Below are 18,853 nucleotides of genomic sequence, written 5' to 3' on the forward strand. Positions count from 1 at the left end.
CCGGGCGCGGCGGTCCGGGTCCGGGCGGTCCGGGCCGGGTCAGCTGCCGAGGAGGACCTTGCGGGTGAGGTCCCAGGTGTCGGGGTCGGCGGCGACCAGGAGGCCGTCCTCGCAGCCCGGGGCCTCGGGGCGGTACGGGGTGCCGTCCAGGCGGGAGGAGACGCCGCCGGCCTCGGTCACGAGGAGGGAGCCGGGGGCGTGGTCCCAGGGGAGGGTGCGCCAGTAGAGGATGAAGTCGAAGCGGCCCTCGATGAGGTCCGGGTACTCGATCCCGGCGGCGTGCCGGCCGGGGGAGACCTCGCCGAAGGCCGAGACGTTCGCCTGCAGCCGGCTGCGGTGCTCGGGGTCGAGGTAGCGGCTCTTCACCGAGCCGCGCAGCTTCGCGGCGTCCCGCGGCGCCGGTGGGCGGGTGAGGCGCACGCCGTCGCGCCAGGCGCCGGAGCCCAGTTCGGCGCAGTAGGCGGTGGCGGTGGCGGGCTGCCAGATCCAGGAGGCGACGGTCCGGCCGGTGCGGACGAGGGAGCACATCACGGCGTACTCAGGGCGGCCGGCGACGAAGTTCGCGGTGCCGTCGACCGGGTCGACCAGCCAGACGGCGGGCTCGTCGTGGAGGGCCTGGGCGAGCGAGGGGTCGGCGGCGACGGCCTCCTCGCCGACCACGGGGACGGGCAGCAGCTCGTGCAGGCGGCGGGCGATGATGGCCTCGGCCTCCCGGTCGGCGATCGTCACGATCTCGCCGGGTGCCTTCTCCATCACCTCGCCGGCGGCCAGCGCACGGAAACGCGGCTCCACCGCCTCGGCCGACGCCTCGGCGAGTATCTCCGCCACCTTGTCCATCAGCACGTTCGCGCTCCCTTCGCTGCCTACCACTCTCCCATGAGCGCGCGGAGGGGGTTGCGGTGGACGGGGCGGCGAACAGATGACAGATGACAGATGTTGAAATCTGTCATCTGTCATCTGTCATCTGTCGGCTGTTCGTCGTCACTCCCCCAGGTAGTGGAAGCCGGGGCGAGGGTGCATCAGGAACTCGTGGTGCGAGATGTTCCACGCGTACGCGCCCGCCATGGCGAACAGCACGCGGTCCGCCGCCCGCAGCCCGTCCGCGCCGTCGGTCGCCCGGGCGAGGACGTCCTTCGGGGTGCACAGCTGCCCGGCCAGGGTGGCGCGGCCGGTGGTGACGGCGGGGCGCGCCCACGGGTACGGCCAGGCGTCCACCGGGAGCACCGCGAACGGCTGGGAGTGCCCGCGGGTCGCCGGGGTGCGCAGGTGGTGGGTGCCGCCGCGGACCACCGCGAAGTCCTCGCCGTGGCTCTGCTTCACGTCCAGCACCTCGGTCGCGTACCAGCCGCAGTAGGCGGTCAGTGCCCGGCCCGGCTCGATCCGCAGGGTGAGCCCGGGGTGGGCGTCGAGCAGCTTGGCCAGGCCCTCGCCGAAGGCCGTCCAGTCGAAGCGCTCCGCCGGGTCCTCGTAGTCCACGGCCATCCCGCCGCCGATGTTGACCTCCGCCAACGGGAAGCCGTGCCGCTCGGCGAGCGCCACCGACCAGGCGACGATCTGGCCGGCCACCGACAGCTGCTCCGCCGCCGGGAGCCCGCTCGCCAGGTGGGCGTGCACGCCGCGCAGCCGCAGCTGCCGCCCCAGCGGGCCGGCGCCGGTGAGGAGCCGGACGCACTCCTCGGCCTGTTCCGGGTCCAGGCCGAACGGGGTAGGGCGGCCGCCCATGGCGAGCGGCACCGCGTCGAGCGCGTCCGTGGTGACCGCCAGGTTGACCCGCAGCAGGACGTCCACGACCGTGTCCGGCCGGTCCGCGAGCACGGCGGCGAGCCGGTGCAGCTCCTGCTCGCTCTCGATGTGCCAGCGGTGCACCCCGGCGGCCACCGCGGCCTCGATCTCGGCCGGGGTCTTGCCCGGCCCGCCGAAGGCCAGCGGGGCGTCCGGCACGGCGGCCCGCACGTGCGCCAACTCCCCGCCGCTGGAGACCTCGTAGCCGTCGACGGCGTCGCGCAGCGCGGTGAGCAGCGGCGCCTCCGGGTTGGCCTTGGCGGCGTAGTACAGCTCGACCCGCTCGGGCAGCGCGGCCCGTACGGCGGCGGCGTGCCCGCGCAGCGCGGCCAGGTCGTAGACGTAGGCGGGCAGTTCGTCGGGCGCGAGGGCGGCGACGTGGCGGCGGACGGTCTCGGTCATCGGGCGATGCTCCCGGCAGGACGGCGGACGGGCAGACGGGCGGGCATGCGGGCGGCCTCGGCGAGGACGGAGCCGGCCAGCGGGGAGGGCAGTCGGACGTAACCGGCCTCGCGGTCGGCCTTGCGCTCCCAGCGGGTCAGCAGGTTGGCCTTGGCGGGCAGCGGAACGCCGGCGAGCAGGGCGCGCAGCCGGGGCGGGCAGCCGTGGGCGCCGGCGTACTCCTCCAGGGTGTCCCGGACGGCCTGCCAGAGCGCGCACTCCAGCTCGGGGTGGCGGTCGGCGAGGGCGGCGAGCAGTTCGGAGACGTGGTTGACCAGCAGGCAGTAGACCACCCGGTCCCAGCCGCGCTCGGCGTCGTACGTCATCGGGCCGGCCACCTCGGGCGGGAGCGCGGCGAGGATGCGGGTGTTCTGCTCGGGGACGAGCTTGGTGCCCTCCAGGTCGCGGAAGAGCACCTGGACGGGGTGTCCGGCGGCGTCCACGCCGATGAGCACGTTCTGCAGGTGCGGCTCCAGCACCACGCCGTGGTCGAAGTAGGCGGCGAGGACGGGCGGGAGGAGCAGGCGCAGGTAGGCGCGCCACCAGTCGAGTGCCGCCGTGCCGTCCGAACTGCCCTCCAGCAGGCGGGAGATGTGTGCGGAGCTGGTCGGGTGTTCGTCGGCGACGGCGGCCGCGAGCAGCGGGGTGACGCCGGGCCGCAGCACGCCGCCGAAGCCCTCGCGGACGATCAGGCCGAAGCCCTCGTACAGTGCCCGGTCGGGGTGGCCGTCGGCGCCGGGCAGGGCGAGGGTGCGGAAGGCGGGCTCGCGCAGCATCGCGGCGTCGGGGAAGCGCCGGGCGAGGTCGGCGAGCGCCGGGGCGAGCAGCCGGGTGAGCGCGACGGCGCCGGTCAGCTCGTAAGCGGCGTTCTTGCGCAGGCAGTTGGTGATCCGCACGTTGAGGCTGAACTTGAGGAAGGCGTCGGCGCCGTGCAGGGTGCGGACCGAGGCGGTGGCGGTGAACCGCTCGCCGCGCGGGCCGAGGTCGAGCACGTCGCCCCGGGCCATGGCGTCGCGCAACAGCGGGTGGTCGCCGATGAGTTGGTACTGCCAGGGGTGGGCCGGCAGCAGCCGGTAGCCGTCCGGTACGTCACCGAGCCCGTCCAGCAGGGCGCTCACGCCCTCGTCCAGCGACTCCTCGGCCAGCAGCTCGGCGCGCACGGCGAGGTGGCGCAGCGGGAAGGCCGCGCGGGACTCCGGGGCGTACCGGCGCCAGTCGCCCCGGGCGGCGGAGCGGGACTTGGGGGCGGGGTGGAAGCGGTGCCCGAACAGCAGGGCCTGCTCGGACTCCAGGTAGCGGTCGGGCTCGGCCTCCGGGCGGTCGTCCAGGCCCTGGCGGACGCCGTGGTGGCTGGACGCCACCTGGTCGAGGAACTCCTCGTTCACCGTGCCGGTGCGCAGTTCGAGTTCGTCCTGGACGTAATCGGCCAGCTCGTGCCAGCCCAACTCGGCCCATTCGCCGTTCCGTTCGACCTCCACCGGCCCGGAGAAGCGGTGCGCGCCGAGCAGCGAGGTGCGGCGCAGGGCGACCCGCAGCAGGGCGCCGCGGCGGGGCAGGCGCAGCAGCAGGCGGCCGTCGTCGGCGGCGGTCTGGTGCTCGGGCGCGGAGACCTCGCGGAGCAGGCAGTTCAGCAGCGTGTGGGCCACCGCCTCGTCGGCGGTGGGGAGTTCGGGGCTCATCGGCTCAGGGCTCATCGACTCGGGGTTCGTCGGCTGGGCGGACATCGGCTCGGCGGTCAACGGCTCGGCGGTCATCGGCGACTCCAGCGCTGGCGGAGGGACGGGAGGGTGAGTGCGGTGGCCGCGACGGCGGCCAGCAGGGCGGCGGCGGTTCCGGCCACCACGGGAGCGGCGGCGCCGAACCGTCCGTTGGCCAGCGCTGCGACGGCGCCGGCGGCGACGGCGCCACCCTTGGAGACGAGTTCGAGGGTGCCGAACATCCGGCCGGGCGGGCGCCCCTGGGCGGCCCCGGCGGCGAGCACGGCGAGGCAGACGAGGCCCAGCGTGAGCCCGGCCCCGAGCAGCAGCCGCACCGCGATGAACACGGGCAGCGAGTACGCCACGGCGTGCCCGGCCAGGCCGAGCGCGACGAAGCCGAAGCCGAGCGCGATGCCGGTGTGCGGGCGGGCGTGGAACGCCGTGTGGGTGCGGGCGGCGAGTACCAGGTAGACGAGGTGCGGGAGCGCGAAGAGCACGCCGGTGGTGGTGCCGTCCACGCCGGGCAGGCGCTGCTGGGCGAGGGCGATGAGGTACGGGAAGGAGATGACGGTGGCGAAGACGAAGACGAACTCGAAGGCGTAGAGGGGCAGGAGCGGTGTCGTGGCGGCCTTCCCGGGGGCCCGGCCGGCGGTGGCCCCCGGGGCCTCGGCGCGCTCGGGTTCGGGCAGCAGCGAGAGGAACACCGCTGCCGCGAGCGGGAGTACGGCCATCACCAGGTACTGGCGGTGCGGGTCGATCCACGGGGAGAGCGCCCCGACCAGGACCGGCGCGGCCACCAGGGCCGCCCGTGCGCTGCCCTGCATCAGGGTGAGCGCGCGGGAGAGCCGGGGGCCGTCGAGCGCGGCGGCCAGATAGCCGTTGGTGGCGGCGAAGGTGCCGCCGAGGAAGCCCTGGAGGACCAGCGCGAGGGTGAAGGCGGGCAGGCTGTCGGCGGCTCCGGCCAGCAGGAAGGAGACGGTGAGCCCGAGTTGGGCGCGCAGCAGCAGCCGCTTGCGGCCGAAGCGGTCGGCCAGTCGGCCCCACAGCGGGGCGCCGAGCGCGCTGAACACCGTCGGGACGATGTAGAGCACGCCCGCCCACCGGGCCTGCGGGTCGCCGAGTGCGGGCAGGATCGCGGTCAGGTACGGCGGGAGGCCGAGCGCGGCGAAGGAGGCGACGAAGTAGCAGGCCGCGACGGCGTGCACCTGGCGTCGGCCGAGCCCGTCGGCGTGCGTGGCCGGAGGCTGGGTCTGCTGCGGCAGGGCCTCGACGGTCATCGGGTGGTCCCGTCCGGTCGGCGGTTGTCGGGCTGGTCGCCGGGCAGGTGGTCGCTCGGGTGGGCGCGCAGGTAGTTGGGGCCGCTGGTGTAGTGCTTGTTGATGTCGGCGGCGCCCGAACGCTGCTTGCTCAGCAGCGTCCCGGCGGTGACCATGGCCTTGACCGGTAGCCGTTCGGCGTCCAGCAGGGCCGCGCGCAGCGGCTCGCCGACCGGCCCGAGGCGTTCCACGGCCTCGGCCGTGCGCTTGCGCAACAGCGCGAGGAGGTCCGGGAGTTCGCCCCGGCCGTGGCCGGCGAGGCCGAACGCGAGGGAGCCGGTGCACAGGTGGCCGGTGATGGTGGCGAAGAGGTCGGTGAGCGCCCGGTCGTCCTCGCCGAAGATCCGGGCGTCGTCGAACTCGGCCTGGTCGGGGGCGAGTTCGCCGAGTGCGGCGGTCATCCGGGCGGTGTGTACGCGCGGGCCGTCGTCGTCCTTGTAGAGCAGCCGCAGGCCGTCCCGGTCGAGCACCAGCGAGGTGTTCTGCTGGTGCGACTCCAGGGCGATGCCGTAGTCGAACAGCGTGGTCTGCCAGTCCAGCAGCAGCTCCAGCAGGGCGTCGTAGCAGGCCGCTACGGAACCGCCGTGGTAGCGGTCGGCGAGGTGGTCGATGACCAGCCGGCCGCCGGGCGCGGGGGCCAGCAGTGCGGCCAGCGGGACGGTCGACGACCGCTCCAGCCCGGCCGGGTAGCGGCGCAGCAGGACGGCCAGCAGCTCGTGGCCGGCGTGCGCCCAGGTCTGCTCGTCGGCGTGCAGGATCCGGCCGGCGAGGCGCGGCTCGCGTTCCAGGACGGCCTCGATCAGTCGCTGGCCGGCGGCGCCGTCGAGCAGCGTGCCGGGCTTGATGGTGCGGCGGTTGAGGCGGCCCAGGGTGGCGGTGGCGAGCGGGAGCTTGAGGTGGCAGGCGGGGTCGTCGGCGACAGCGACGGTCCGCATGGACAGGGTCGGGACGACGGTCAGGTACGGCCGTTCGGCGAGCACCGCGCGGCCGGCCAGGCCGGTGGCCGCCAGCGCCTCGTCCAGCGGGGCGCCGACGGTGAGCGGGTGGACCGGCAGGGTGGCCCAGTCCTCACCGGGGCACTGGTCCGCGAGGCCGAGCCAGGCCGGGGTGGGCCACCAGCTCGGCAGCGGCTGCTCGCCGTGCACGGTCAGTGCGTCGGTCGGGACGGCCAGCCAGCGCAGTTCGAAGGCCGGGTGGAACTCCGGTGCGTAGGAGCGCAGTTGGGCATCGGTGAGGCCGGAGCGGCCGCGTGCGGTCGGGTAGACCGGGTGATCGAGGTAGGCGGCCAGGGTGTCGTGGCCGAGGGAGGCGGCCAGGCCGGTCCAGTCGGCCGGGTCGGTGCCGTACAGGTCGCCGAGCCGCTCGTGGACCCCCGGCCGGGAGCGCTCGTGCAGCTCCATGGTGGCGAGGGTCTGGCGGCACTCCTCGGTGAAGGCCGTCCAGCCGGGCCGGTCCTCGGCCGCAGCCAGTTCGGCGAGGGCCGCCACGACGGTGTCCGGGCCGGTGAACCGGCGCCCGTCGAGCTCCAGCAGCGGCAGCCGGGCGGCGTACTCGCACTGGAAGCCCTCCTGCCGTACGGGCAGGGCGAGTTGCGCCTCGGGGACGGTCAGCCAGGGGCCGTCCGGACGGTCCTCGACCGTGCCGCGGGTGCGCAGGCCGAGGACGTCCTCGCGCACCAGGGCGGAGAGCACGCGCAGGGTGAGCTGCTCGGCGGGGGTCGGGGCCGGGGTCGGGGTCGCGGTCACGCTCGGGGCTACGGTCAGGGTCGGGGCGGTGGCGAGGGCCTCGGCGGCTGCCGGCTGCCCTTCGACGGTCGTTGCGGGCCGGTCGGTCACGGGGTGATCTCCCAGCGGTTCGCGGCGAGGAAGCGGGCGACGGCGGCGTCCACCGCGTCCTGGTCTGCGCCGACGGCCCAGATGACGCCCAGGTAGTCGCGGTTGGTGCGGTAGTGCTCGTGGCGCTCGCCGACCGGGCGCAGCGGGCGGTAGGCGAGCCGGACGCCGTCGCGTTCCTCGTCGTACGGGCCGGGGGCGGCGGTGAGGACGCCGGCGCGGTCGGCGCAGACGACCTCGTTGCGGGCCCGGCGGGGGGTGGCGGCGCACCGCTGCGCCAGGTCGGCGGGCAGCTCGCGGCCCAGGTGGACGCCGAGGATGAGGTCGAACAGGGGTATGCCGAGGATCTCGGCCAGCATCAGGTCGCACTGGTCGCCGATGGCACGGTAGTTGACCTCGATGATGCGGGCTCGGCCGTCCGGCTGGACGACGAACTCGGTGTGGCAGGCGCCGAGTCCGACCCCGAGCGTGTCGAGCTGGGCGAGCACCTGGTCGACCACCGGCTGCGGGTGCGCCGGGACGAAGGTGAGCACCTCCTCGATGAAGTCCGGAGGCGGGGAGAGCCGGGTGCGGAAGCCGCCGAGCACGTGCCGGCGGTGGCCGTCGCCGAGGGTCTCCAGGGTGTGCAGCTGCCCGGCCAGGAACTCCTCGACCACCAGGGTGGCACCGGCTCTGCGGTGCTGGATCTCCTTGCAGCGCTGGGCGAGTTCGGCGGCGTCGGCGACCAGGGTGACGTCCTCGCTGGCCACCCCCTCGCGCGGCTTGACGACGCAGGGGAACGGTGGGTCCAGCTCGGCCGGGTCCTGGCCGGGGGCCAACTCGGCGGACCAGACGGCGTCCTGGCCGCTCAGTGCGAGGTGGCGGCGCAGCTGGCCCTTGTCCTTGGCGCGCAGTGCGGCCTTCCAGTCCTTGGCCGGCAGGCCGAAGTACTCGGCGGCCAGGGCGGTCTGGGTCTGTAGGTGGTCGCTGTTGCTGAACACCGCGTCGGGCGCGTGACCGGGGGAGGCCAGGCTGTGGCGGGAGATCAGGCTGACGACGGCGCGGAAGTCGCGGACGTCGCACTCCAGGACCTCGGGCGTGGCGAACGGGAGCGCGGCGTATGCCCGCCGGTGGGGTTCGGCGCAGTCGGTGAGGACGGTGACGTCGAGCCCGAGCCGGGCGGCGGCGGGCAGGAAGCCGGCGGTGACCGAGTCGGTGGGGTTCAGGGCGAGCAGGTAGAGCCGCATGGAGGGTCCTCGGAGGAAGAGCGGAGGAGGGCGGGCGAACGGATGACAGCGGACAACTTTCGAAATCTGTTATCTGTTATCCGTCAGCTGTTATCTGTCAGTCGTCAGTTGTCAGCTGCTGTCTGTCGGCTGTCATCCGTTCGCCGCGGGTCTGCGGGACGGGCTACTTGGGTGCGTCCACACCCGCGGCCTTGGCGATGTCGACGAGCATGGCGTCGGCGGCCTGGACACCGATGCCGGACATCCAGGTCTCGTCCGGGACGTTGAACACCTTGCCGTTCTTGACGGCGTTCAGGCCCTGCCAGACCGGGGTCTGCTGGACCTCGCTCTCCTTGGTCTTGGTCGGGTCGTCGGCGGTGGTGACGAACACCAGGTCGGCGTCGGCCTGGTTGATCTGCTCGGCGCTGACCTCGACGATGTTCTGGTCCACGTCCTGCGAGGCCGGGCGGGCCAGGCCGACGTCCTTGAGGACCACGCCGCTGTAGGAGGACTTGGCGTACAGGCGGGTCGGGCCGGCCACGAAGCGGACCACCGACGCGGTCGGCATGGTCCCGTTGTTCTTGGCCTTGATCTCCTCGCCGAGCCTCTTCGCCCGCGCCTCGTAGTCCGCGAGCGCCTTCTTCGCTTCGTCCTCCTTGCCGAGCGCCTGGGCGTAGAGCGCCAGGTTCTCCTTCCACGGGAACCCGGTGGTCTCGGCCAGCACGGTCGGGGCGATCGCGTTCAGCTGCGAGTACACCTTGGCGTGCCGGACCTTGGAGGAGAGGATCAGGTCAGGCTTGAGGGAGGCGATCAGCTCAAGGTTCGGCTCGTTCATCGGGCCGACGTCCTTGGTGTCCTTGATCTTGTCCTTGAGGTAGTTCGGGAACCCGCCCTCGGTCTTCATGTGCGGGGACACCGCGCCGACGGGCGTGATGCCCAGCAGCGTGACGTCGTCCAGCTCGCCGCTGTCCAGGACCACGACGCGCTTGGGCTGGCTCTTGAGCTCGGCGGTGCCGGCGGCGTGCTTGACGCTGCGCGGGAACCCTGCGGCGGTTCCGGCCGAGGCGGCGGAGGACGCGGAGTCGCCGCCCGACTTGGCGCCGTCCCCGTTGCTGCCGCAGGCGGCGAGCAGGGTGGTCGAGAGGGCGACGGCGAGGACGGCGACGGGGAGTCGGCGGTTCATCGGGGTTCCTTGGATCGGGTTGAACAGGGGGACGGGAAAGGGGAGTTCAGACGGTGCTGGGCGCCGCATCGGGCGCGGCGGCGGTCGCGGTCGCGGCGGCCGGGGCGGATCCCCGCACCCGGGCCCGTGGCACCACCAGCGGCGTGCCGGTCTCCGGATCGGGTACGACCCGGCACGGCACCTGGAACACGGCCTCCACCAGCTCGGCCGTCAGCACCTGCGCCGGCGGACCGGCGGCCGCGAGCCGTCCGTCCTTCAGCACCACCAGGTGGTCGGCGTACCGGGCGGCCTGCCCGAGGTCGTGCAGCACCATGACGACGGTGCGCCCGGCCTCGGCGTGCAGGTCGGCGACCAGGTCGAGCACGTCGAGCTGGTGGCGCAGGTCCAGGAAGGTGGTCGGCTCGTCGAGCAGCAGCAGGTCGGTCTCCTGGGCGAGCGCGAGCGCGATCCAGACCCGCTGGCGCTGCCCGCCGGAGAGCCGGTCGACCTGCCGGTCGCGCAGTTCGGCGGTGCCGGTGCGCGCCAGGGCCCCCTCGACGGCGGCCTGGTCGGCCTTGGACCACGGGCTGAGCATCCGCTGATGCGGGTAGCGCCCGAGTCGGACCAGCGCCTCGACGGTGACCGCCTCGGGCGTGACGGGCTGTTGCGGCAGCAGGCCCATGCGCTTGGCGAGCGTCCGGGCCGGCATCCGGTGGATGTCCGCGCCGTCGAGGGTGACGGTCCCGGCGGCCGGGTCGAGCAGCCGGACCAGCCCGCGCAGCAGGGTCGACTTGCCGCAGGCGTTCGGCCCGACGATGGCGGTGACGGCGTTGCCGGGCAGTTCGAGGTCGAGCCCGTCGACGATGGTCCGGTCGCCGTAGCGCAGGCCGAGGCCGTGGGCGGCGAGCCGGTTCGCGGTCACGGGGGTGGCGATGCCCTCGGGCGCGACGGCCGTGGTGGCACCGGCGGTGACGTCAGGGGCGACGGCCGAGCCGGCGGCGGGGTTCACGACGGAGGTCATCAGCTGCTCCTCTGGGGAAGCCGGCCCTGGCGGATCATCAGCACCAGGAGCCAGGGCGCGCCGAGGGTGGCGGTGACGGCACCGACCGGCAGGCCGTGGACGGGGATCACGTGGAGCACCAGGAGGTCGGCGGAGAGCAGGAGCACGGCGCCGGTGAGCGCGGTGAGGCCGAGCGTGCCGAGGGTGGGCGGCCCGGCGAGCAGCCGGACCAGGTGCGGGACGGCGAGCGCGACGAAGGCGACCGGCCCGGTGAGGGCGGCGGCCAGCGAGGCGAGGGTGATGGTGAGCAGCAGCAGCCAGAGCCGGTCGCGGGCCGGGTTGAGGCCGAGGCCGCCGGCCGAGTCGTCGCCGAGGTCGAGTACGGAGACCCGTCGCTGGCAGAGCAGGGTGGCGGCGGCGGTCAGCGCGATGGCGGTGCCGCCGATCCAGACCTCGGTCCAGTTGCGGCCGTAGAGCGAGCCGGTGGTCCACTGCAGCGCGGAGGAGGCCAGCTCGGCCGGGAACCGTACGATCATCAGGTTCACGGCGGCGGCGAGGCCCTGTTGCACCGCCAGACCGACCAGCACCAGCCGGGTGACGGCCATCTTCGAGCGCCAGGCGAAGCCGCCGAGCAGCAGCGCCGCGAGCAGCCCGCCGCCGACCGCAGCCAGCGGGATCAGCTGCTGGGAGGCGCCGGTGGCGAGCATCAGCACGGCGCCGAAGGAGGCGCCGCCGGTGATGCCGATGGTGTCGGGGGCGGCCAGCGGGTTGCGGAACAGCCGCTGCAGCATCGAGCCGGCCATCGCCAGCCCGGCGCCCGCGATCAGCGCGGAGACGACGCGGGGGGCCCGGAACTGCTGCACCACCAGGACGTCGCCGGGCTCGCCCTGCCCGAAGAGCGCGCGCAGCGCGTCCCAGACGGAGATGCTGACCTGCCCGGTGCCGAGCGCGATCCCGGTCAGCAGCACCAGCAGGGCGGCGGCCACCAGCGACCACAGGGCGGTGCGGGTGCGGCGGCGGGCGAGCGTCCGGGCGGGCCGGACGGCGGAGAGGTCGAGCGCGGTCACCGGGCCACCTTCCGGGCCAGGACCGCGAGCAGCGGCGCGCCGAGGAAGGCGGTCACGATGCCGACCTCGATCTCGGACGGGCGGACCACCAGCCGGCCGAGCACGTCGGCGGCGAGCAGCAGCAGCGGACCGGTGATCAGACAGCCGGGCAGCAACCAGCGGTGGTCGTTGCCCAGCAGCGGGCGGACCAGGTGCGGAGCGGCCAGTCCGATGAACGCCACCGGCCCGGCGACGGCCACCGCACCGCCCGCGAGCAGGACGACGGCCAGCCCGCCGACCACCCGGATCCGGGCTACCGGCACGCCCAGCGCCTGCGCGGTCTCGTCGCCGAGCGCCAGCGCGTTGAGCGCGGGCGAGACGGCCAGGGCGCCGATCAGGCCGAGTGCCAGGAAGGGCAGGACGGGGGTGAGGGTGTCCAGGTGCCGACCGGCGATCGAGCCGGCCAGCCAGAACCGGGCCTCGTCCAGCGTGCGGTGGCTGGCCAGCATCAGTGCGGAGGTCCAGGAGGTGAGCACCACGGTGAGCACGGTGCCGCCGAGTGCGAGCCGGACCGGGTCGAGGTCCCCGCCGCGCCGGGACATCGCGTAGGCGGCGACGGCGGCGACGGCGGCTCCCGCGAAGGCGAACCAGACGTACTCGACCGGCTGGGAGAGGCCCAGCGTGTAGATCGCGGCGACCACGGCGAGGCTCGCGCCGGCATTGATGCCGAGGGTGATCGGGGAGGCCAGCGGGTTGCGGGTGACGCCCTGGGCGACGGCCCCGGCGACGCCGAGCGCGGCCCCGACGGTCAGTCCGATGAGCGTGCGCGGGACCCGAAGGCCCGTCACCACGTCGGCGTCACCGCCGTGGGCGGCCCCGGTGAGGGCGTCGACGACGGTGGCCAACGGGATGGATCGGGAGCCCAGCGCAAGGCTCAGGGCGGCACACAGCACGAGCGCGCACAGGCCGGCGGCCAGCAGCAGGGGCCGCCGGACCGCCGAGGCACGAGGCGTCGCCGGGGCTGTGGGGGCCGGCGGGTCGGTTCTCAACACAAGTCGACATCTTAGGTTAGCTTTGCCTAAGTTCGTCAAGGTGGGTCTGGTTGGTCTGGCCTGTGCGCCGATGCGCGCACCGCGATGGTGGGTCGAGGCGTGGACCGGGGTGCTGCGGGTGGTCGCCGGGCGACCTGAGGCATTGTAAGGTGAGCCTCACCTTAATCGATCATACGGAATCGATCTCGGGAGTGTCGATGGTTCCCGGAACACCCCTGTCCGTCGTGCCCCACGACGCCCTGCCCGCCGCCGCACCCGCGCCATCCGTGGCATCTGCGGCATCTGCGGCACCTGCGGCACCTGCGTCATCCGCGCCATCTGCGGCATCCTCCGCGCTCGTCGGCGACTACCGGCGCCTGCTGGAGCTGTGCCCGGTACTGGAGCTCCGTCTGCTCGGCGCCGGCGAGCCCGCCCCGTCCAGCGCCGACGGCTGGTACTCCGGAGCCGAAATCGCCGCCGACGAACGGGCGCTGGCCGCCGTGCTGGCCGGCGAGGAGGCCCGCATCGCCGCCGAGCACGGCCGCGCCCCGCGACCGCACGTCACCGCCTCCCGGCTGCTCCACCACTACGTCTGGTCGGCCTGCCTGATCGTCGCCGGCCCCTGGCACCTCTCCCGGAGAGTCCCGGTCGTCGACCCCGGCGACCTCTGGCTGCACGCCCCCACCGGCGCACTCGCGCTGCGCCCGCGCGGGCACGTCACCCTCCCCGGCGACGACGAACTCCGCGCCGAACTACGGGCCGCCGTGGTCGCGCACGTCGGCCCGGTGCTCGCCGCGTTCGCCCGGCCCGCCCGGCGCCACGACCGCGCGCTCTGGGGCATGGTGACGGACGACCTCGCCTCCGCGCTCTGGTACCTCGGCCGGATGCTCGGCGCCGCGGACGCCACCGGCGCCGCCGCCGAGGAGGACGCCGCCGTCGCCGCGGCCGGGGCCGTCCTGCCCGGCGGCACCCAACCGCTCCCGGGCGCCGCCGACTTCCGCCGCCTGCACACCCCCGACGGGCGCGCCCACCACACCCGCACCCGGCTCGGCTGCTGCCTCTACTACGCGGTCAAGCCCGAGGCGCCCGCCTGCCTGACCTGCCCGCGGATCTCCGACGAGGAGCGGCTGCAGCGGCTCTGACGGTCAGTCCGTCGCCCGTCCACCGGTGGGCCGCACACTGCGGTTCGTTGTCAGTGGCATCGGCTATGGTCGCCGACATGATCGATGCCACCATGCGGGTCCGTATCGCCCGCCCTTCGCGCGACCTCGCGGCGGCCGAGCGCTTCTACGTCGGCGGCCTCGGTCTCGACGTGCTGTGGCGCACCACCGAGCGGGTGTCCGGCAAGCACGACCTGCTGATGGTCGGCCCGCCCGGCGGCTCCTGGCACTTCGAGCTGACGCACGACCCGGAGCATCCGCTGGAGCCCACCCCGACGGTGGACGACCTGTTCGTCGTCTACCTCGGCGCGCCGGCCGACGAGGCCCTGATCGCCCGGCTGGAGGCGGCCGGCGGCACCCGGGTCACGTCACACAACCCGTACTGGGACGAGTTCGGCGTGACGATAACCGACCCGGACGGCTACCGGCTGGTGCTCTGCTCCCGCAGCTGGGGCAACTGACCGCGCGTCGCTACCGACGAGGCGTCGCTCCTGCGACGCCGTCCTCCTGCGCACGGTCGGGCACTTCCAGCCCGGCCCCGCCACGCAGCACCGCCACGCCCCGGTCCAGGTCCACACCGAGGTGCGGCGGCGATCCGGCCTGCGCGTCGTCGCGCAGCGCCAGTTGCTCCTTCTTCTGCTCGACCTGTATCCGCTTGCCCGGGCTGAACAGCGCGTGCAGTTCCTCCAGCCCGCCGGCGCCCATCCCCACCCCGGGCCCGCGGTGCCGTGGACGCGGCGAGGCCTCGTCCCGGATCTGCAGCGCGGCCAACGCGACCAGCCCCAGTACCGCCGCCACCGCCGCCGCCACACCCACGATCACTCCCATGCCCGCTCAACGCCGCACCGCAGTCGGGGCGTTCCCGAAATGGCGGGGCGCGCCCACCGGGTACCCTGCGGCGAGACCGGAAGGAGCGCCCTCACCATGACCGTGCGCGGAACCCTCGTGGACATCCCGACGGCGGACGGAACCGCCGATGCCTACCTCGCCCACCCCGACGACGGCCGGGCCCACCCGGGCGTCATCGTCTACATGGACGCCTTCGGGCTCCGGCCGCACCTGGAGCGGATGGCCGACCGACTCGCCGAGGCCGGGTACACCGTGCTCGTCCCCAACGCCTACTACCGGAACGGCCGCGCCCCGGTCGTCGAACTGCCGGACCGCATCGACGTGGAGAACGCCGACGAACTCTTCGGCAGGATCATCCCGCTGCTCGCCACCCTCACCCCCGAGACGACCGCCCGCGACGCGGACGCCTACCTGCGCTGGCTCGCCGAGTCCCCGCTGGTCCAGGACGGGCCGGTCGGACTCACCGGCTACTGCCGCGGAGCGCTCCTCGCCCTGCGCACGGCCGCCAGCCACCCGGACCGGATCGCCCTCGCGGCCGGCTTCCACGGCGGCAACCTCGCCACCGAGCGCCCGGACAGCCCGCACCTGGGTGCCGACCGGATCACCGCCGAGCTGTACTTCGGCCACGCCGACCAGGACGAGTCGCTGCCGCCCGAGCAGATCGGCCGGCTCGCCGAGGCCCTCACCGCCGCCGGGGTCCGGTTCCGGGCGGAGGTCTACACCGGTGCCCAGCACGGCTACACCCAGGCCGACACCACCCGTTACGACGTGGTCGCCGACGCACGGCACTGGGAGGCGCTGCTCGGCCTGCTGAAGCGGGTCCTGCCGGCCTGAGCTCCGCCGTCCGCCGTCCGCCGTCCGCCCGTCCGTCTTCCAGCCGTACGGTTCGCTAGCCTGAGGAGTGAACCAGACGACTGAACCGGGGGGTTGGGCGTGCACATCGGAATGGGCAGGCGGGGAAGGCAGGCCGGGACGGGCCTGCGGGGCGTCCAGGAGGCCATCGTGTCGGCCTTCGCCGAGTACGTCCCAGGCGGGGTGCGACCGGGCGAACTCGACCGCGGCCGGCGGTCGTTGCGCTGGGTGGAGGCGGGCAGGGGCGGTGTGGCGCCCGTGGTCCTGATCGCGGGCTGCGGCACCTCCTCGCTCACCTGGGTGCCCGTCCTGCCCGAACTGTCCCGACACGGACGGGTGGTGGCGTACGACCGGGCCGGACTCGGCGCCAGCGAGCCGGAGCGCGCCGCAGAGCGCGGCAGCGGCCTCGCGACCGGCCCCACCCTGGAGGGGGAGATCGCGGACCTGGCCGCCCTCGTACGGCACCTGGACGCCGGCCCGGCCATCCTGGTCGGGCACAGTTGGGGCGGCCAGCTGGCCCAACTCCTCGCCTGGCAGCGGCCGGAGCTGGTAGCCGGCCTGGTGCTGGTGGACCCGGCGCACGAGGAGTTCCAGCCGCGGTCCATCCGGGTCGCCGAAGCCGCGCTGAACCGGCTCTGGCTGCTCCGGACCGCGCTGACGACCACCGCACCGGAACCGGGGCGCCCGCTCGCCCGGGCCGAGGCGGCCGTGATCGCGCACCCCCACCAGCGGCGGACCGTCCTCGCGGAGAACCGCCTGACGAACGTCACCGCCCCCGAGCTCCGGCGGCGCCGCGGCGCCTCGCGGCTGCCGGAGGTTCCGGTGGCCGTCCTGAGCGCGACCGAGGGGCTGCCCCGGGCGATGCGCTCCCGGTGGACCGCCCTGCAGTCGCAGATCGCGTCCGGTGCGCTCAGGGGGACGCACGGCACGGTGCGCGAGGCCGGCCACGCCGTCCACGCCGACCAGCCCGGGGCGGTCATCGCGGCCGTCCTGGAGGTGTCCGACCACGCCCGATACGCCCGGAAGGCCTGAGAGCCGCCCGGCCAACGCCCGGAGAGCACCTGGCGAACACCCGGCGGGCATCCGGTCGGTCTCTGGCAGTCGTGCTCAATTCCGTTTCGCATCCGGTCTGCTGAGGTCACGACACGCTCTGGCACACTGTGTGCCGACGACCCGTCGGGGCGGGTCATGACACACAGGGGGACTGGGGCATGAGCGGGGCGGGCACCGTGCTCGGCGGGCGGTACAGGCTGGTCGGGAAGATCGGCGGCGGCGCGATGGGCTCGGTCTGGCGGGCCGAGGACACCGTCCTGGCGCGGCAGGTCGCGGTCAAGATCCTGCGCTCGGAGCTGTTCGAGGACGGCACCGCCACCCAGCGTTTCCGTCGCGAGGCCCAGCTGGTCGCCGCGATCGACCACCCAGGGGTCGTGGACGTCCACGACTACGGCGAGAGCGGCGAGGACGGCGACGAGCGCTGCGCCTACATCGTCATGGAGCTGATCGAGGGCAGCCCGCTGGACCGGGTGCTCGCGAACTCCGGCCCCATGACCGTCGAGCGCACTCTTGAGCTGGTGGCCGGCGCCCTGGACGCGCTGCACGCCGCGCACCAGCGGGACATCGTGCACCGGGACATCAAGCCGTCCAACCTGATGGTGCGCACCGACGGCCGGGTGGCGATCACGGACTTCGGCATCGCCCGGGCGCTCGCCAGCACCAAGCTCACCGCGCCGTTCGCGATCATCGGCACCGCGCTCTACATGTCCCCGGAGCAGGCCGAGGGGGCCGCTCTCGGCCCCGCCACCGACCTGTACTCGATCGGCGTGGTCTGCTACGAACTGCTGGTCGGCGAGCCGCCGTACTCCGGCGAGGGGCCGCTGCAGATCGCGCTCAAGCACGTCAACCAGCCGGTGCCGGAACTGCCGGAGACCTTTCCGGCGGCGGTTCGGGCGCTGGTCGCGAGGGCGCTGGCCAAGAAGCCCGGGGAGCGGTTCGCGGACGCGGCCGAGATGGCGGCGGCGGCCCGTGCCGCGGTCGGGGGCGAGGACAGCGAGGGCAGCGAGTCCGGCGAGAGTGGGGAGAGCGCGGAGAAGCCCGCCGTCGATACCCGGACGATCGCCCTCCGGCCCGGTGCGACACCTGATGCGGCGCCCGGTGCCGCGCCCGGTGCGGCACCGGGCGGGCAAGCCGAGGGAGGAGACCCCGAGGCCGGGCCAGCCGCGGCCGGAGAGGCCGGAGGGGCCAAGGGGGACGAGGGAGCGGCGAAGGGCGAGGACGCGAAGGCCGGTGCCGTGGTCGTTCCCGCCGCGGGCGACGCCCTCGCACCCGTCGAGGTCGCGAAGGTGCTGCCGCAGGCGCAGACCGAGCCCGGCAGGGCCAAGTCCCGGCGCACCCTGCTGGTGCCCGTGATCATCCCCGTCATCATCTCGGTGGGGACGGCCACCGTCCTGCTGGTCGACCGTGGCCCGGGCGGTTCCGACGCTGCCGTGCCGCCCGCCGCCCAGCCGACCGTGGTGGTGACCGTTCCGGCGAACCCCGGCACCGGCTCCCCGGCGCCCGCAGCGACCACCGCGCCCGTCACCCCGGTGCCGACCGACACCCCGGCGGCCACCCCGAACGCCGACCAGCCGGCGCCCGGGGCCCCGAACCAGCAGCAGGCCCCTCTCCCGGCCCAGGGCCAGGCCCCGGGGCAGGGTGGAAGCGGCGGCGCCTCAGCAGGCAGTCGGAGCGGTGGCGCCGGCACGGGCACGAACTCCGGCGGCAGGGCGGCCGCCGGCGGGTCCACGGGCGGTCAGGCGAACCAGCCGGGCGGCGGTGCCGGCGGCAATCCGCCCAACCCGCCCGCCAACCAGAACCCGCAGCCTCCGGCGCCGGCCCCGGGCGGTGGCACCACCACGGCTCCGCAGAGCCCGAGCCGGCCCGCGTCCTGCGGCGGCAGCAGCTGGAGCACCATCGTCACGGCCAAGGACGGCCGCCCGATCGGGATGCGCAACGACAACCTGAACGGCGACAACCCGATCGTGCTCGGCGGCGCCTCGCAGTACGGCTGGGTGCGCTCGACCAACCCCGGTTCGTGGATCCTCTTCAACGCCTGCAACAACGGCGGCCCGCAGCTCGTCCAGACCCCGGACGGGAAGGTCGCGCTGAGCAGCGGGTTCAGCTACCTCACCAACTGGACCGTCCGCAACGGCAGTACCGCGGGCTCGGTCACGCTGGCCGACTACATGAACCAGGTCTGCATGACCAGCAACGGCCCGGGCAACGCGGTCACCATGGTCGCCTGCACCCCCGGCAACACGGACCAGGAGTGGCGGTTCCAGTGATGCGCCGGATGCATCAGATGCGTCAGGCCCGCCGGACCCGCCGGGGGATTTAGCAGGCGGCTGGTCGGTGGGCAAGGGGGTCGGGTGGCGGAACCTCGCCATCTGGTGTCAAGGGACCGTATGGAAACTTCTACACACTTGTAAAAGTCGATCGGCGGGC

Annotated in this window: 16 protein-coding genes; 5 read left to right on the forward strand and 11 right to left on the reverse strand. The window is 74.3% G+C overall.

The genetic code is table 11. The features are described 5' to 3' along the window. Positions 1 to 39: 39 nt before the first annotated feature. The 10 genes from OP86_RS00220 to OP86_RS00265 form a co-directional block, all read right to left on the reverse strand. Positions 40 to 837, reverse strand: a complete 798-nt coding sequence (locus OP86_RS00220) for an inositol monophosphatase family protein (RefSeq protein ID WP_030056342.1) — start codon at positions 835 to 837, stop codon at positions 40 to 42. Between the two features lie 144 nt (positions 838 to 981). Beyond that, the gene (locus OP86_RS00225; protein ID WP_030254462.1) at positions 982 to 2,184 is read right to left on the reverse strand and encodes a type III PLP-dependent enzyme; all 1,203 of its coding nucleotides are present in this window, start codon (positions 2,182 to 2,184) and stop codon (positions 982 to 984) included. Then, positions 2,181 to 3,947, reverse strand: a complete 1,767-nt coding sequence (locus OP86_RS00230) for an IucA/IucC family protein (RefSeq protein WP_078588363.1) — start codon at positions 3,945 to 3,947, stop codon at positions 2,181 to 2,183. The genes OP86_RS00225 and OP86_RS00230 overlap by 4 nt, the downstream gene beginning before the upstream one ends. A 26-nt stretch (positions 3,948 to 3,973) precedes the next feature. Beyond that, complete coding sequence (locus OP86_RS00235; protein ID WP_030056346.1) at positions 3,974 to 5,197, reverse strand: MFS transporter; 1,224 nt, start codon at positions 5,195 to 5,197, stop codon at positions 3,974 to 3,976. Further along, positions 5,194 to 6,999: an IucA/IucC family protein gene (locus OP86_RS00240; RefSeq protein WP_051829517.1), complete on the reverse strand. Its 1,806-nt coding sequence runs from the start codon at positions 6,997 to 6,999 to the stop codon at positions 5,194 to 5,196. Before OP86_RS00240 ends, OP86_RS00235 begins: the two co-directional genes overlap by 4 nt. Before the next feature lie 68 nt (positions 7,000 to 7,067). Beyond that, complete coding sequence (locus OP86_RS00245; RefSeq protein ID WP_030056348.1) at positions 7,068 to 8,294, reverse strand: ATP-grasp domain-containing protein; 1,227 nt, start codon at positions 8,292 to 8,294, stop codon at positions 7,068 to 7,070. Positions 8,295 to 8,457: 163 nt separating this feature from the next. Continuing rightward, entirely contained in the window at positions 8,458 to 9,456 is a 999-nt protein-coding gene (locus OP86_RS00250; RefSeq protein WP_030056349.1) for an ABC transporter substrate-binding protein, read from the reverse strand. Between the two features lie 46 nt (positions 9,457 to 9,502). Next, positions 9,503 to 10,456, reverse strand: a complete 954-nt coding sequence (locus OP86_RS00255; protein ID WP_078588321.1) for an ABC transporter ATP-binding protein — start codon at positions 10,454 to 10,456, stop codon at positions 9,503 to 9,505. Continuing rightward, entirely contained in the window at positions 10,456 to 11,502 is a 1,047-nt protein-coding gene (locus OP86_RS00260; RefSeq protein ID WP_030254449.1) for a FecCD family ABC transporter permease, read from the reverse strand. The genes OP86_RS00255 and OP86_RS00260 overlap by 1 nt, the downstream gene beginning before the upstream one ends. Beyond that, entirely contained in the window at positions 11,499 to 12,464 is a 966-nt protein-coding gene (locus OP86_RS00265; protein ID WP_234434737.1) for a FecCD family ABC transporter permease, read from the reverse strand. The genes OP86_RS00260 and OP86_RS00265 overlap by 4 nt, the downstream gene beginning before the upstream one ends. Before the next feature lie 335 nt (positions 12,465 to 12,799). On the opposite strand from OP86_RS00265, the gene OP86_RS00270 reads away from it, so the two are divergent. Beyond that, on the forward strand, positions 12,800 to 13,654 hold the full coding sequence (locus OP86_RS00270; protein WP_030254446.1) for a (2Fe-2S)-binding protein: 855 nt from the start codon (positions 12,800 to 12,802) through the stop codon (positions 13,652 to 13,654). A 77-nt stretch (positions 13,655 to 13,731) separates the two neighbouring features. Beyond that, positions 13,732 to 14,133, forward strand: a complete 402-nt coding sequence (locus OP86_RS00275) for a VOC family protein (protein WP_030056354.1) — start codon at positions 13,732 to 13,734, stop codon at positions 14,131 to 14,133. A 10-nt stretch (positions 14,134 to 14,143) separates the two neighbouring features. Here the strand turns inward: OP86_RS00275 and OP86_RS00280 are convergent, their stop codons facing one another. Next, positions 14,144 to 14,500: a DUF6191 domain-containing protein gene (locus tag OP86_RS00280; RefSeq protein ID WP_051829493.1), complete on the reverse strand. Its 357-nt coding sequence runs from the start codon at positions 14,498 to 14,500 to the stop codon at positions 14,144 to 14,146. Positions 14,501 to 14,596: 96 nt separating this feature from the next. On the opposite strand from OP86_RS00280, the gene OP86_RS00285 reads away from it, so the two are divergent. From OP86_RS00285 to OP86_RS00295, 3 genes are all read left to right on the forward strand, one after another. Further along, a complete protein-coding gene (locus OP86_RS00285; RefSeq protein WP_030056356.1) occupies positions 14,597 to 15,355 on the forward strand; it encodes a dienelactone hydrolase family protein in 759 nt (252 codons plus the stop codon). A 168-nt stretch (positions 15,356 to 15,523) separates the two neighbouring features. Next, positions 15,524 to 16,405 (forward strand): alpha/beta fold hydrolase, encoded by an 882-nt coding sequence (locus OP86_RS33190; protein ID WP_051829494.1) that lies wholly within the window; start codon positions 15,524 to 15,526, stop codon positions 16,403 to 16,405. Between the two features lie 179 nt (positions 16,406 to 16,584). Further along, positions 16,585 to 18,693 (forward strand): protein kinase domain-containing protein, encoded by a 2,109-nt coding sequence (locus tag OP86_RS00295; RefSeq protein ID WP_051829495.1) that lies wholly within the window; start codon positions 16,585 to 16,587, stop codon positions 18,691 to 18,693. The last annotated feature ends 160 nt before the right edge of the window (positions 18,694 to 18,853 follow it).

It is taken from the genome of Streptomyces novaecaesareae, from assembly GCF_000716875.1.
Lineage (GTDB): Bacteria > Actinomycetota > Actinomycetes > Streptomycetales > Streptomycetaceae > Kitasatospora > Kitasatospora novaecaesareae.